Below are 13,139 nucleotides of genomic sequence, written 5' to 3'. Positions count from 1 at the left end.
AAACACGGCTTTGTCTCTCTAAAATAGCACTCCAAACACACGGAGATCCCCGATGGCTGAGATCACCGCCGCTCTGGTCAAAGACCTGCGCGAGAAGTCCGGTGCGGGCATGATGGACTGCAAGAAGGCGCTCACCGAATCCGGTGGCGACCTCGACGGCGCCATCGACTGGCTGCGCAAGAAGGGCCTGTCCGCCGCCGCCAAGAAGTCTGGCCGCGTTGCCGCGGAAGGGCTGATCGGCGTCGCCAGCCGCCCGAACGTGGCCGCCATGGTCGAGATCAATGCCGAGACCGATTTCGTCGCGCGCAACGAAACCTTCCAGGATTTCGTCACGACGGTCGCCACGATCGCGCTCGACGTCGGTGAAGATGTCGAGGCCATCAAGGCCGCGAGCTTCCCCGGCACCGGCCATTCCGTGGCTGAGCAGTTGACGCAGATGGTCGCGACCATCGGTGAGCATATGACCATTCGCCGCGTCCGCGTGCTGAAGGTCAGCAGCGGCACGGTTGCGACCTATGTGCATAACGCCCTGAAGCCGGGCCTCGGCAAGATCGGCGTTCTCGTGGCGCTGGAAGCGCCGAGCGAGCTGGCGGCTTTGGAGCAGCTTGGCCGCCAGGTCGGCATGCATGTGGCTGCGACCCGCCCCGATGCGCTCGATGTCGATGCCGTCGATCCGCAGGCCTTGGCGCGCGAGCGCGATGTGCTGAGCGAGCAGGCGCGCGCGTCCGGCAAGCCCGAGGCGATCATCGAAAAGATGGTCGAAGGGCGTATCCGGAAATACTACGAAGAAGTCGTTCTGCTTGAGCAGGTCTGGGTGCATGACGGCGAAAGCCGGGTGCGCGCGGTCGTTGCAAAGTCCGGCGCGAAGTTGGTCGGTTTCGACCGCTTCCATCTGGGTGAGGGCATCGAGAAGCAGGTCACGGATTTCGCCGCGGAAGTGGCGGCAACCGCGGGTCTTGCACCGGTCGTCTAAGATAGAGAGTCGGACCGACAGGCGGGATGGGGCTAAACCCCCCTTCCGCCCGTCGACTCTGACGACCCTTGTGGCGCCAGTGCCCTGTCTTTAGGGTGCGCGCGCCGGAGCTGTAAGCCCGGATGCGCCGCAGGCGCTGAAGATCAAGGACAACATGGACGGTCAGCCTCTCTATAAGCGCGTGCTCCTCAAGCTCTCGGGTGAGGCGCTGATGGGGCCTGGCGAATATGGGCTCGATACCCAGACCATGGTTCAAATCGCCCAGGATATCGGCGCTGTTGTCGCCATGGGCGTCGAAGTCTGCCTCGTCATCGGTGGCGGTAATATCTTCCGGGGCGTGCGCGGTGCTGCGGCTGGTATGGATCGCGCCCAGGCCGATTACATGGGCATGCTCGCCACGGTGATGAATGCCCTCGCCATGCAGAGCGCGCTGGAGCGGGCAGGGCTGCCCACGCGGGTGCAATCCGCCATCCCCATGGCCAGCCTCTGCGAGCCCTATATTCGCAGGCGCGCCCAGCGCCACATGGAAAAGGGCCGGATCGTGATCTTCGCGGCGGGCACCGGCAACCCCTTCTTCACGACCGATACGGCCGCCGCCTTGCGCGCCGCTGAGATGGGCTGTGAGGCTCTGCTCAAGGGCACTCAGGTCGATGGTGTCTATTCCGCCGATCCCCATAAGATCCCAGATGCGAAGCGCTACGACACGCTGACCTATCTGGACGTGCTGTCCCAGGATCTGGCTGTGATGGATGCGGCGGCGATCAGCCTGGCGCGGGAAAGCCACCTCCCGATCCTGGTGTTCAACCTTCACCGCGTGGGGGCCTTCGCCTCGGTCATGCGGGGCGAGGGTGCCTATACGATGATTCGCGACGTCTGACGGAGGAGGACCCTGTGGCAACTGACCTGAATAGCATCAAGCAGGATCTGTCCCGCCGTATGGAGGGCGCGATCGAGACGCTGCGCAAGGATTGCAGCGGCTTGCGCACCGGTCGTGCGAGCCCCGCCTTGTTGGAGCCGGTGCAGGTCGAGGCCTATGGCACCAGCACGCCGCTGACCCAGGTCGGCACGATTGCGGTGCCGGAAGCGCGCATGATCACGGTCCAGGTCTGGGATCGCAGCCTGGTCAATGCCGTGGTCGCCGCCATTCGCGATTCTGGCCTGGGCCTCAATCCCAGCGGTGACGGCCAGATCGTGCGCGTGCCCATTCCGCAGTTGACGGGTGAGCGTCGCGTCGAACTGGCAAAGGCCGCCAATCGCTATGCCGAAGGCGCGCGTATCGCGGTGCGCGGCGTGCGGCGTGATGGGATGGAGCAGATCAAGGCGGCGGAGAAGAAAAGCCTGATCAGCAAGGATGAGGCGTCGGATTGGTCCGAGGAAGTGCAGAAGCTGACCGACAGCTTCGTGAAGCGCGTCGATGAGGTTGCCGCCGAAAAAGATCGTGAGATTCGTCAGGTATGAGCGCAGGTCGTTGTGACAAGCGCCATGGCCTCTGACCTGTCGACCGCCGCGATACGGGCGGAGGCGCCTCGTGCAAAAGCCGGTGGCGGCGCCGCCGCAGTGCCGTGCCATGTCGCCCTCATCATGGACGGCAATGGGCGTTGGGCGAAGGCGCGGGGCCTGCCGCGCGTCGCGGGCCATCATGCCGGCGCCAAGGCAGTGCGGCGTTGCATCGAGGCCGCGATCGACTCCGGGATCGAATGGCTGACGCTCTATGCCTTCAGCAGTGAGAATTGGCGCCGGCCTGCCGCGGAGGTGACCGACCTCACGACTCTCCTGCGGCAATATCTTCGCAGCGAACTCAAGGAATTGGGTGAGAACGGCGTGCGCTTTCGGGTGATCGGGGAGCGTGGGCGTTTTTCACCCGAACTGCGCGCTGAGTTCGACCGCGCCGAGCGGCACACCGCCGACAACCGTCGCCTGAATTTGACGATCGCCCTGTCCTATGGCGGCCGGACCGATATCCTGGCCGCCGCGCGCGATGTCGCCCGTGCCGCCAAGGCCGGTGAGATCGATCCGGAGACGTTGGACGAGGATGGTTTCTGCCGCTTCCTCTCGACCTCCGCGATGCCTGATCCCGATCTTCTGATCCGCACCAGTGGCGAGCAGCGGCTGTCCAACTTTCTGCTGTGGGAATGCGCCTATGCCGAGCTGGTCTTCCTCGATGTGCTGTGGCCGGATTTCTGCGCCCAGGATCTGACGGTCGCCCTGGCGGAATTCGGACGGCGAGAGCGGCGCTACGGTGCCAACGTCGACTGACCGCGCCGCCGGGGCGAACGACCCGAAGCGTGGCCGGCGATGGGGTGACCTTGGCAAGCGCATCAGTTCCGCCGCCATCCTGGCGCCGCTGGCCTTGGCCTGCCTTTGGCTTGGTAAGGGACCATGGGCGCTTCTGGTCGCCCTTGGTGCGGCCGGATGTGCGGCCGAATGGGCGGGGATGAACGGCGATGAACCGCGCCGATGGCCCGTGATCCTGCTGCCTGTGGGCATGGGTGCCGTTCCGATCGTGGCCATGGCCGCCGGCGCGCCCGCCGCCCTTTTTCTGGCCGCCTGTCTCGCGGCACTCGGGTACGTGCTGTTCGGACGGGACCGCCATGCGCTTTGGCTGGTCGCCGGTTTCGTCTATGTCGCTCCGGCGGCGATCGCCATGGTCCGGCTGCGGCATGTGCCGCTGGTCGGGCGGTGGGATATGCTGTTCCTGGTGCTCATCATTTGGTCGAGCGATATCGGCGCCTATCTGGTCGGCCGTCTGGTCGGCGGCCCGAAGCTCGCGCCCCAGATCTCGCCCGGTAAAACCCGCTCAGGCGCAATCGGCGGCCTATTGGCGGCCGGTCTCGTTGGCTATGGCGTCGCACTCTGGGCGGGCGGGCCCATCGCGGTGGCGCATTGCGTGCTGATTGCCGTCATTTTGGGCGCCGCTTCGCAGATCGGCGACTTGCTCGAAAGCGGGCTCAAGCGGCATTTCGGGGTCAAGGATTCGGGTCGCTCGATTCCAGGGCATGGCGGTTTGCTCGATAGGCTGGATGGCATGTTGACCGCAGCGCCCGTGGCGGCGCTTGTCGCCGCCGCCATCGGAGAGGGAGTATTACTGTGGCAATGAAGACCGCAGACGTGAAGACCGTCAGTATCTTGGGCAGCACCGGCAGCGTCGGCACCCAGACCTTGGACCTCATCCTGGCCGACCCGGCGCGCTACCGCGTGCGCGCGCTGGTGGGTGGTCGCAACGTGGCACTCCTGGCCGAGCAGGCGAAGCTCTGCGGCGCGGAGATCGCCGTGATTTACGATGAATCTGCCCTGCCTGCGCTGCGCGCGGCATTGTCCGGCACGAATATCCAGGCGGCTGCCGGCGCGGATGCGGTGTCGGAAGCGGCGGCATTGCCGGCGGACTGGACCATGGCGGCGATCATTGGCATGGCGGGCCTCCATCCGACCTTGGCCGCCATTCGCCGGGGCGGTGCCATCGCCTTCGCGAATAAGGAAGTGCTGGTCTCGGCCGGCGACATCATGATGGACGCGGTTCGGACTTCGGGCACGCTGCTCCTGCCGGTCGATTCCGAGCATAACGCGATCTTCCAATGCCTAGACGCCCCTAATCGCGGCACGGTGGAGCGCATCATCCTGACCGCGTCGGGCGGCCCGTTCCGGACGACGAGCCTGGACGCCATGGCCGCGATCACGCCGGAAGCGGCCCTGCGTCACCCGGTGTGGTCGATGGGCGCCAAGATCTCCATCGATTCGGCCACCATGATGAACAAGGGGCTTGAGATCATCGAAGCGGCCCGACTGTTCGGGCTGGCCGGTGACGCGGTGGAGGTGGTGGTCCATCCCCAATCCGTCGTGCATGGCATCGTTTGCTACCACGATGGCAGCATGATCGCGCAGCTCGGCGCGCCGGATATGCATATTCCCATCGCCCACGCTCTGGGCTGGCCCGGCCGCATTCGCACCACCGCCCAGCGGCTCGACCTTGCGGCGCTGTCCCAGCTCGATTTCGCGCCGCCGGACGAGGTGCGCTTTCCTGCTCTGCGCGTCGCACGAGAGGTGTTGGCCGCAGGCGGCGGTGCCCCCGCGATCATGAACGCCGCCAATGAAGTGGCGGTCGCCGCCTTCCTGGAACGGCGGATCGGCTTCCTCGACATCGTCAGCATGGTGGAGGGGGTGCTTGCCCGCCTCGGCGCTCCGCCCGCGACCGATCTCGACACCATCATCGCGCTGGACGCCGCCGCGCGCGCGGCGGCTCAAGCGATGATCCCGTCACGCTCAAGTACCGCGTGACCACTCCCTTTTAAGTGCCGCGTGACCGCGGCGATGTCAGGCAGTAGAAACCTCGATCATGCACGCTCTCCCCGAACTGCTCCGTACTCTCGCGTCCTTCGCCGTCGTCCTCGGCGTCCTCGTTTTTGTCCATGAAATGGGCCATTACGCGGCCGCGCGTTGGATGGGCGTTCACGTCGAAGCCTTTTCCATCGGCTTCGGGCAATCGATCGCGCGCTGGACCGATCGGCGCGGCACCGTGTGGAAGCTCGCTTGGATTCCCCTCGGCGGCTACGTGAAGCTGCACGGGCAGGAGCGTCCGCAGGACGCGACGGTGGAGGAGCGGGCGGCCTGGCTATCCGGCCGCACCTTCCATGAAAAACCCGTCTGGCGGCGCATGATCGTCATCGCAGCCGGGCCGATCGCCAATTTTGTCCTGGCGGCCGTTCTGTTCGTTGGGCTCTTCGCGGCGGTCGGCAAGCCGATGCCCGACCCGGTGATCGGCAAGGTCATGCCGAATTCCGTGGCGGCGACCGCCAATATCAAGCCGGGCGACCGCATCGAAAGCATCGACGGTCAGGCGATCCAAAGCTTCCAGGATATCCAGCATCAGGTCGCGCCGAACCCTGGCAAAAGCGTTCCTCTGACGCTGCTGCGCGGCCAGAATACGATCATGCTGCAACTGACGATCGGCAGCGCGCCTGATGGGCATGGCGGCCAGCATGGCGTGCTGGGTGTCATGGAAGGTCCGCAGGTCTTCAAGCGCCTTGGGCCGGTGGATGCGGTGCGAGAAGGCCTGCTCGAAACCTGGACGGTCGGGCGGGAGACGCTGAATGGCCTGTGGCAGATCGTCGCCCATCGCACCGGTCTGAACCAGCTCGGCGGCCCGCTGCGAATCGCTGCCCTGTCCGGTCAGGTCGCGGCCCTGGGCATCGCCAGCTTGGTGTCCTTCATCGCGGTGCTGTCTGTGAACCTCGGCTTGATTAACCTTTTTCCGATTCCCGTCCTGGATGGTGGCCACTTGTTGTTCTACCTCGCGGAGGCCATTCGCGGCCGCCCGATCTCTGCTCGCACCCAGGAATATGGCTTCCGCGCGGGCTTTGCCTTGCTGCTTTGCCTGTTTGTCTTCGCCACCTGGAACGATGTGACGCAGTTAGGCTTCGTTCGCTGGGTGACGCATCTCGCTGGATGACGTAAGGAGGCTCGATTGCGGCTCCGATAACGGTCTCGTTAACAGCGAGACCAGAAATCGCTTGCCGCGACGACGTGCCGTGCGTTAGGGCAAATTTCGATGGGCAACGCCTTTCGGGTTAAATTGCCGGACTATCAACGGCCTAAAGCGCGTTTTTCCACGCCATCGGCGCGGTGATCCGCCGGCCTATAAGACGTGCCAGCCGACCCGGCCGGCTGTGCTGACCGGCCTCTCTATGAGCCGGAACTGAGGGAGACGCGTTCTTTGCTTCGCACTCGTGCTGCGCTGCTCGCAACAGCCTGCCTTCTGCCCGCGTTTGTCCCCGGTGCAGCTTTGTCCCAGGTGCCTCTGCGCACTCACAAGCATGCGCCCGTTCAGCATGCGCCATCCAGGGTGGTGCAAGCCGGCAATACGATCGTGGCGATCGATGTGGAGGGCAACCACCGGATCGAGAGCGGGACCATCGCTTCCTATATGCTGCTCTCTCCGGGTGATGCCTTCGATCCTAAATTGATCGATCAGAGCCTCAAGACCCTCTATGCCACGGGCTTGTTCAAGAACGTCGCGATCGCGCGTACGGGCAATGACCTTGTGGTTCAGGTCGTGGAAAATCCGCTGATTAGCCAGGTCGCCTTTGAGGGTAACAACCAGCTGACGCGCGCGAACCTCGCGGACGCTACGCAGCTGAAGTCCCGCTCGGTCTATACGGCCGAGGCCGCTGAGGCCGACCGCCAGGCGATTTTGGACGCCTATGCTAAGAAGGGCTATTACTCGACCACGGTCGTGCCGCAGATCATTCAGTTGCCGGAAAACCGGGTCAATCTGGTGTTCCGCATCCATGATGGCCGGGCCACCTTCATCAGCCGCATCGCCTTCGTGGGGAACAAGCATTACAGCGAGGGCACGCTGCGGACGGTCATTTCCAGCCGCGAAAGCGCCTGGTGGCGTTTCCTGTCCTCCAGTGACTCCTACGATCCGGCGCGGGTCGGCCTCGATGGCGACCTTCTGAAGCGTTTCTACTTGCGCAGTGGCTACCCGGACTTCCAGCTTCTCAGCACCAATGCCGAGCTGGCGCCGGATCGCTCGTCCTTCTTCGTCACCTTCGTGATGAATGAAGGGCCGCGCTACCATGTTGGTGACCTGAAGATCGTCTCGCATCTGCCGCATCTCGATGGTTCGACCCTCAGGGGCGACCTGCAGATGGGCAAGGGCGATTGGTTCAATGGTGATTCCGTCACCCAAACCGTTCAGGCCATCACCAGCGACGTGCAGGGGCGCGGCTATGCCTTCGTCCTGGTCAATCCGATCCTGCATAAGCATGTCGATGCCCGGGGCCGGCATGTCGTCGATGTCACCTTCGATATCGTCGAGGGACCGCGGGTCTTCGTCGAGCGGATCGACATCAGCGGCAATTCCCGCACCGAGGATAAGGTCATCCGGCGCGAGTTCCAGATCGCCGAAGGGGACGCGTTCAACGCTGACGCCATCAAGCGGTCGCGTCAGCGGTTGATGGACCTCCAGTATTTCAAGAATGTCGGCATGAATACCGAGCCAGGGTCGGCGCCGGATAAGATCGTATTGACCACCAATGTTCAGGAGCAATCGACCGGCTCTCTGACCATCGGCGGCGGCTATTCGAGCGATGACGGCGCCTTGATCGATCTTGGCCTCAGCGAAAAGAACCTCATCGGCACCGGCATCAATGCCGGTATCACGGGCGTTCTCGCGCAGCGCGCCAGTCAGGTCGATCTGTCGGTCACCGACCCGTATTTCCTCGACCGCAACCTATTGCTCGGCGGCGACCTGTTCCACACAACGGACGATAATCAGGACGTTTCTGGCTACGAGGAATCCCGCACCGGTGTCACGGTGCGGACCGGATATGCCTTTAACGACCATATGTCGCAGCAGGTGAACTACTCGCTCGTCGATCGCGATGTGTACAACATCGAATCCGGCGCCAGCATTTACATCTCGGATGAGGCCGGGTGGTCGCTGCTGTCCCAGATCGGGCAGACGCTGACCTATGACCAGCGCGACAGCATCATCGATCCGCATGACGGCTATATCCTTCGCCTCAGCACGGATCTGGCCGGTCTCGGTGGCGATTCGGACTATGTCCGTGCCAAGTTGGATGGCGGCCTTTACGTGCCGCTCGACTACTTCTCGGGCAATAGCCTCTGGACCTTGGCCCTCTCGGGCAGCGCCGGCTACCTCTATAACTACGGTGGCCGGCAATTCATCATCGATAACTTCTTTCTCGGCGGCCAGAATATGCGCGGCTTCGAGCAGGGCGGTGCCGGTCCCCATGATAAGGCAACCGGCGATAGCCTCGGTGGTGATTTCATCTATACGCAGACGACGGAAGTTCGATTCCCACTGCCGATTTCGCCGGATATTGGGCTCACGGGCCGGGTCTTTGTGGATGTCGGTGCGCTGTCCGGCGTTAAAGAGTCAAACGGCCCAATCTACGGCACGCCGGCGCCGCGCGTCGCTGCCGGTGTAGGCTTCTCGTGGGATACGCCCTTCGGTCTGATCAATATCGACTTGGCCGATCCCCTCGTAAAATACACCGACGACAAGACCCAAGTATTCCGCTTCGGCTTCGGCACAAGGTTTTAACTCCATTGCGATATATGTCCCGCTACGCCGTCGCCATCGCGACCGCGGTTGTTCTCGCGCCGTCCCTCGGGCAGGCACAAACCTCTCAGCCTGGTTGGTTCGTTCCGAGCCAGGGGGCGCCGCATGCGGCGGCAGGTGCCTCCAAGTCGCATCGCGCTCAGAAATACGCGCCAGTGGCTATGCCCGCGATGCCGCCGGCGCCCACCGACCCCAAGGTTGACGCCGCCGCGACGGCCGCCGTTCAGGCGCAGGCCAATGCGCCGATCCCGGCTTTGCCCCCCTTGTCCAAGGGTGATGTCGCGCCGGTGCCGACGATCGGTGTGATCGGCGTCCCTGATGTATTGCAGGGTTCGACTGCGGCGCAGGCTGTCGATAAGGAAATCCAGGCGCGCCGCGCCGCGCTGACGAAGCAAGCCCAGGCCGAGCAGGAGGTTTGGCGTCGGACCCAGGCAGTGCTCGCCGATCCGCGCGCGCATCTGCCGCCCGACGAACTGCGTGCCCGTGAAATGGCGCTCCAGCAGCGTGTCGCCAATTCGCAGATCGTTTTCCGCAACCATGAAGCCCGGATCCAAGCCGCTGCCCAGGTGGCACTCGGCCAGGTCGAACGCACATTGATCGCGGTGATCCGCCAGGTCGCGCAAAGCCGGGGCATGAACCTCGTGCTGCATCGCGCCCAGGTCGCCCTCAACATCAATTCCTTCGACATCAGCGATGAAGTCACGAAGGAGCTGAACCTGGTGATGCCGTCCGTCGTGGTGCCGCCCGATGCGGCTTTCGCGAATGTGACTGCGGCGTCGATGCAGGCACAGCAGGGTCAGTAAGCTTTGATTGCCCCGGTCGCTGGAGATCCGCGGTTCTTCCGGCGGCAAGGTCCGTTCTCTCTCGCACGTCTCGCTGAGGTCATGCGTCTGTCGGCAGAGGGACTGCCGACAGACGCGTGCTTCACGGGCGTGGCCCCGCTGCAGACGGCGGGGCCGACCGAGGTCAGTTTCCTTACCAATCGCCGCTATATGGCAGCGCTATCGGGCACCCGCGCCGGCGCGGTGATCTTGGATGCCGCGCTGGTGAACCAGGTTCCGGCAACGGCGGTCGCCCTGGTGGCCACGAGCCCATACGCCGCTTGGGCACGCGTCGCCGGCCTTTTTCATCCGCGCGAAGCGGCCTCACCCGGCATTCATGCGTCGGCGGTCGTCGATCCGACGGCGATGATCGACGACTCGGTGGAAATCGGACCTCTGGCCGTGATCGGTGCAGGCGCCCGCATTGGCGCGCGCAGCAGCATCGGGCCGCTCGTCTCGATCGGGCCCGGTGTCGAGATCGGTGAAGACACCAGGATTTCCGCCAGTTGCACGATCAGCCACAGCTTGATCGGCAATCGCGTCTTCATCTTGCCGGGCGCGCGCCTGGGGCAGGAAGGCTTCGGCTTCGAGGTGACGCCCGAGGGATTCATCACGGTTCCGCAGCTTGGCCGGGTCATTATCGAGGATGATGTCGAAATCGGCGCCAATTCCATGGTCGATCGCGGGTCTTCCCAGGATACGGTCATCGGCGCAGGGTCGCGCCTCGACAATTCGGTTCAGATTGCACATAACGTGCGCCTTGGCCGGGGCTGCGTGATCGTGGCGCAAGTCGGGATCTCAGGATCGACTATTCTTGATGATCACGTCACCGTTGCGGGTCAGGCAGGATTTGCGGGTCATCTCCATATTGGACGTGGCGCGAAGATCGGCGCCCAAGCTGGCGTTATGGCGGACGTGGCGGCACGTGCCGAAGTTGTCGGCAGTCCGGCCGAGCCGGTGAGAGAGTTCTTTCGTCAGGTCGCATATCTTCGCCGCCTCATGCGGCGCGATGATGCGGCCAAACACCACCCGAGCGTGGACTAAGGCCCATGGATGCTGAGACTGATCACGGCCTCGCCGTGACCGACGAGACCAACGTCAGGCATGTCGTCGATATTGCTGGCATTATGCGGGCGATACCGCATCGCTATCCGTTTCTGCTGATCGATCGCGTCGTCGATATGATCAAGAACGTCTCAGCCATCGGCATCAAGAATGTCTCGATCAACGAGGGGTTCTTCCAGGGCCACTTCCCCAACCACCCGGTCATGCCTGGGGTTCTCATTATCGAGAGCATGGCGCAGACCGCTGCTGTTCTCGTGGTGGAAACCTTGGGGCCGGAAGCGCGTGGCCGGGTGGTCTATTTCATGTCCGTCGAGGGCGCCAAGTTTCGCCGCCCCGTGCTGCCAGGCGACCGGCTGCAGGTGCATGTGGTCAAGCAGCGCCATCGCGGCAATGTCTGGAAATTCCACGGCATCGCGCGGGTCGAAGGGGTATCCGTGGCGGAAGCGACATTCGCGGCGATGATCATGGAGTCGGTTGGTTCGTGACGCTCATCCATCCGGCCGCCCTCGTGGCGGAGGGCGCTGTGCTCGGTGCCGGGGTCGAAATCGGCCCTTGGTGCCACATCGGGCCGAATGTTGTCCTTGAGGACGGCGTCAAGCTGATGTCCCACGTGGTCATCGACGGCCATACGCGTCTCGGCACGGGGACGATTCTGTATCCCTTTGCGAGCGTTGGCCTGCCGCCCCAGGATCTCAAATATCGCGGCGAGCCGACCCGTTGCGAGATCGGCGCCGGAACACAGGTGCGCGAGCATTGTACGATCCACCGGGGCACCGCGACGGGCGCTGGCATCACGCGGGTCGGCGAGAAGTGCCTTCTCATGGCCGTGGTTCACGTGGCTCATGATTGCACGCTCGGCAACGGCGTGATCGCGGCGAACAATGTCGTGATGGGCGGCCATGTTACGATCGAGGATGGCGCCGTCATCGGCGGCAGCGCCGCGCTGCATCAGTTCGTCCGTATCGGGCGTGGCGCGATGGTCGGTGGTGTTTCGGGTGTCGAAGCCGATGTCATTCCCTTCGGCATGGTCATGGGCAATCGCGCCCGGTTGTCCGGTTTGAACATTGTCGGCTTGCGCCGGCGAGGACTCGACCCGGCTGCCATTCGCGGGCTCCGCGCCGCCTTCCGCTTGCTGTTCCGTCATGACGGTCTGTTTGCCGCGCGTGTGGCCGAGACGCGGATGCGCTACGGGGCTGACCCCATTGTCGCTGAGATTCTCAGCTTCATCGAGGCACCGAGCAAACGCGGTCTTATCCGGCGCGACAGCCGTGCGGTTGAGACTGAGGACGCCGCCTGACCGACGCATCTGCGCCGACGGGCCTGGGGATCATCGCCGGAAGCGGCCCGCTGCCGGCGTCCGTCGCAATCGCGGCTCAGGCGACCGGGCGGCCGGTTTTCATCATCGGCCTTGAGGGTCATGCGGAGGCCGATCGGCTGGCGCCCTTTCCCCATGTCTTCATGCGCATGGGCGCTGCCAACCGCATGCTCACGCTGCTGCGCGAGAAAGGTTGCGGCGATCTGGTGCTCGTGGGGCCGATCAAGCGACCCTCTTTCTTCGATCTCCGGCCTGAAGCGGATGGCATGCGTCTGCTCACCCGGATCGGGCGCGCAGCCTTTGCCGGCGATGACGGCCTGCTGAAGGCGGTGATCCGCGTCTTGGGGGAGGAGGGGTTTCGCGTTCTCGGCGCGCATGAGGTGCTCGGCGGTTTGGTCGGCCGCGCCGGCCTGATGACCAAGGTCGGGCCGGATGAGCAAGCGACGACGGATATTGCGCGGGGCATTGCCGTTTGCCGCGCCCTTGGGACCGCCGATGTCGGGCAGGGCTGCGTCGTTCAGGCCGGCATCGTGCTCGCGGTGGAGGCGGTCGAGGGGACGGACGCCATGCTCAAGCGCTGCGGGCCTTTGGCCTGGCCAGGGCCTGGCGGCGTCTTGGTCAAGCTGGTCAAGCCGGGCCAGGACCGCCGCGCCGACCTGCCGACGATCGGGGAGGAGACGGTGAGGGGCGCCGTCGAGGCCGGGTTACGTGGCCTGGCTTTCGAGGGCGGGGGCACGATCATCATGGACCGCGACCGCATGATCGCGGCGGCTGACGCGGCGGGGTTCTTTATCCTCGGGCTAGGCGCCGACTCGCTGAAAAGCTGAGGCGGACGATCAGGCGGCTTCGGTGGAATGCGCTGCGCTTTTCCACCCTCCGACG

Annotated in this window: 13 protein-coding genes; all 13 read left to right on the top strand. The window is 64.3% G+C overall.

All coding sequences use genetic code 11. The features are described from left to right. The first annotated feature begins 52 nt into the window (after positions 1 to 52). Positions 53 to 973, top strand: coding sequence for a translation elongation factor Ts (gene tsf, locus QP803_RS12840; RefSeq protein WP_284943867.1), 921 nt, complete (start codon positions 53 to 55; stop codon positions 971 to 973). Between the two features lie 154 nt (positions 974 to 1,127). After that, entirely contained in the window at positions 1,128 to 1,850 is a 723-nt protein-coding gene (gene pyrH / locus QP803_RS12835) for a UMP kinase (protein ID WP_284943866.1), read from the top strand. Positions 1,851 to 1,909: 59 nt separating this feature from the next. Next, entirely contained in the window at positions 1,910 to 2,431 is a 522-nt protein-coding gene (gene frr / locus QP803_RS12830; protein ID WP_434082918.1) for a ribosome recycling factor, read from the top strand. Between the two features lie 24 nt (positions 2,432 to 2,455). Then, positions 2,456 to 3,229, top strand: a complete 774-nt coding sequence (uppS, locus tag QP803_RS12825; RefSeq protein ID WP_434082844.1) for a polyprenyl diphosphate synthase — start codon at positions 2,456 to 2,458, stop codon at positions 3,227 to 3,229. Then, complete coding sequence (locus tag QP803_RS12820) at positions 3,213 to 4,070, top strand: phosphatidate cytidylyltransferase (RefSeq protein ID WP_284943864.1); 858 nt, start codon at positions 3,213 to 3,215, stop codon at positions 4,068 to 4,070. Before uppS ends, QP803_RS12820 begins: the two co-directional genes overlap by 17 nt. Beyond that, complete coding sequence (gene dxr, locus QP803_RS12815) at positions 4,067 to 5,245, top strand: 1-deoxy-D-xylulose-5-phosphate reductoisomerase (protein ID WP_284947906.1); 1,179 nt, start codon at positions 4,067 to 4,069, stop codon at positions 5,243 to 5,245. The genes QP803_RS12820 and dxr overlap by 4 nt, the downstream gene beginning before the upstream one ends. A gap of 58 nt (positions 5,246 to 5,303) precedes the next feature. Further along, positions 5,304 to 6,416, top strand: a complete 1,113-nt coding sequence (gene rseP, locus QP803_RS12810; protein ID WP_284943863.1) for an RIP metalloprotease RseP — start codon at positions 5,304 to 5,306, stop codon at positions 6,414 to 6,416. 342 nt (positions 6,417 to 6,758) lie between these two features. Next, positions 6,759 to 9,038: an outer membrane protein assembly factor BamA gene (bamA, locus tag QP803_RS12805; RefSeq protein WP_284947905.1), complete on the top strand. Its 2,280-nt coding sequence runs from the start codon at positions 6,759 to 6,761 to the stop codon at positions 9,036 to 9,038. 14 nt (positions 9,039 to 9,052) lie between these two features. Beyond that, on the top strand, positions 9,053 to 9,859 hold the full coding sequence (locus QP803_RS12800; protein ID WP_284943862.1) for an OmpH/Skp family outer membrane protein: 807 nt from the start codon (positions 9,053 to 9,055) through the stop codon (positions 9,857 to 9,859). A 3-nt stretch (positions 9,860 to 9,862) separates the two neighbouring features. Continuing rightward, positions 9,863 to 10,921: a UDP-3-O-(3-hydroxymyristoyl)glucosamine N-acyltransferase gene (lpxD, locus tag QP803_RS12795; RefSeq protein ID WP_284943861.1), complete on the top strand. Its 1,059-nt coding sequence runs from the start codon at positions 9,863 to 9,865 to the stop codon at positions 10,919 to 10,921. A 5-nt stretch (positions 10,922 to 10,926) separates the two neighbouring features. After that, a complete protein-coding gene (gene fabZ, locus QP803_RS12790) occupies positions 10,927 to 11,427 on the top strand; it encodes a 3-hydroxyacyl-ACP dehydratase FabZ (protein WP_284943860.1) in 501 nt (166 codons plus the stop codon). Beyond that, on the top strand, positions 11,424 to 12,239 hold the full coding sequence (gene lpxA / locus QP803_RS12785) for an acyl-ACP--UDP-N-acetylglucosamine O-acyltransferase (RefSeq protein ID WP_284943859.1): 816 nt from the start codon (positions 11,424 to 11,426) through the stop codon (positions 12,237 to 12,239). The genes fabZ and lpxA overlap by 4 nt, the downstream gene beginning before the upstream one ends. Further along, positions 12,236 to 13,084, top strand: a complete 849-nt coding sequence (locus QP803_RS12780; RefSeq protein ID WP_284947904.1) for an LpxI family protein — start codon at positions 12,236 to 12,238, stop codon at positions 13,082 to 13,084. Before lpxA ends, QP803_RS12780 begins: the two co-directional genes overlap by 4 nt. Positions 13,085 to 13,139 lie beyond the last annotated feature (55 nt).

The organism is Acidisoma sp. PAMC 29798, from assembly GCF_030252425.1.
GTDB classification, from domain to species: Bacteria; Pseudomonadota; Alphaproteobacteria; order Acetobacterales; family Acetobacteraceae; genus Acidisoma; species Acidisoma cladoniae.
This window is presented reverse-complemented; position numbering and strand designations above follow the sequence as displayed.

Coding starts and splice junctions, on each gene's coding strand:
- tsf (WP_284943867.1), top strand. CDS start 53: ATGGCTGAGATCACCGCCGCTCTGGTCAAAGACCTGCGCGAGAAGTCC.
- pyrH (WP_284943866.1), top strand. CDS start 1,128: ATGGACGGTCAGCCTCTCTATAAGCGCGTGCTCCTCAAGCTCTCGGGT.
- frr (WP_434082918.1), top strand. CDS start 1,910: ATGGAGGGCGCGATCGAGACGCTGCGCAAGGATTGCAGCGGCTTGCGC.
- uppS (WP_434082844.1), top strand. CDS start 2,456: ATGGCCTCTGACCTGTCGACCGCCGCGATACGGGCGGAGGCGCCTCGT.
- dxr (WP_284947906.1), top strand. CDS start 4,067: ATGAAGACCGCAGACGTGAAGACCGTCAGTATCTTGGGCAGCACCGGC.
- rseP (WP_284943863.1), top strand. CDS start 5,304: ATGCACGCTCTCCCCGAACTGCTCCGTACTCTCGCGTCCTTCGCCGTC.
- QP803_RS12800 (WP_284943862.1), top strand. CDS start 9,053: ATGTCCCGCTACGCCGTCGCCATCGCGACCGCGGTTGTTCTCGCGCCG.
- fabZ (WP_284943860.1), top strand. CDS start 10,927: ATGGATGCTGAGACTGATCACGGCCTCGCCGTGACCGACGAGACCAAC.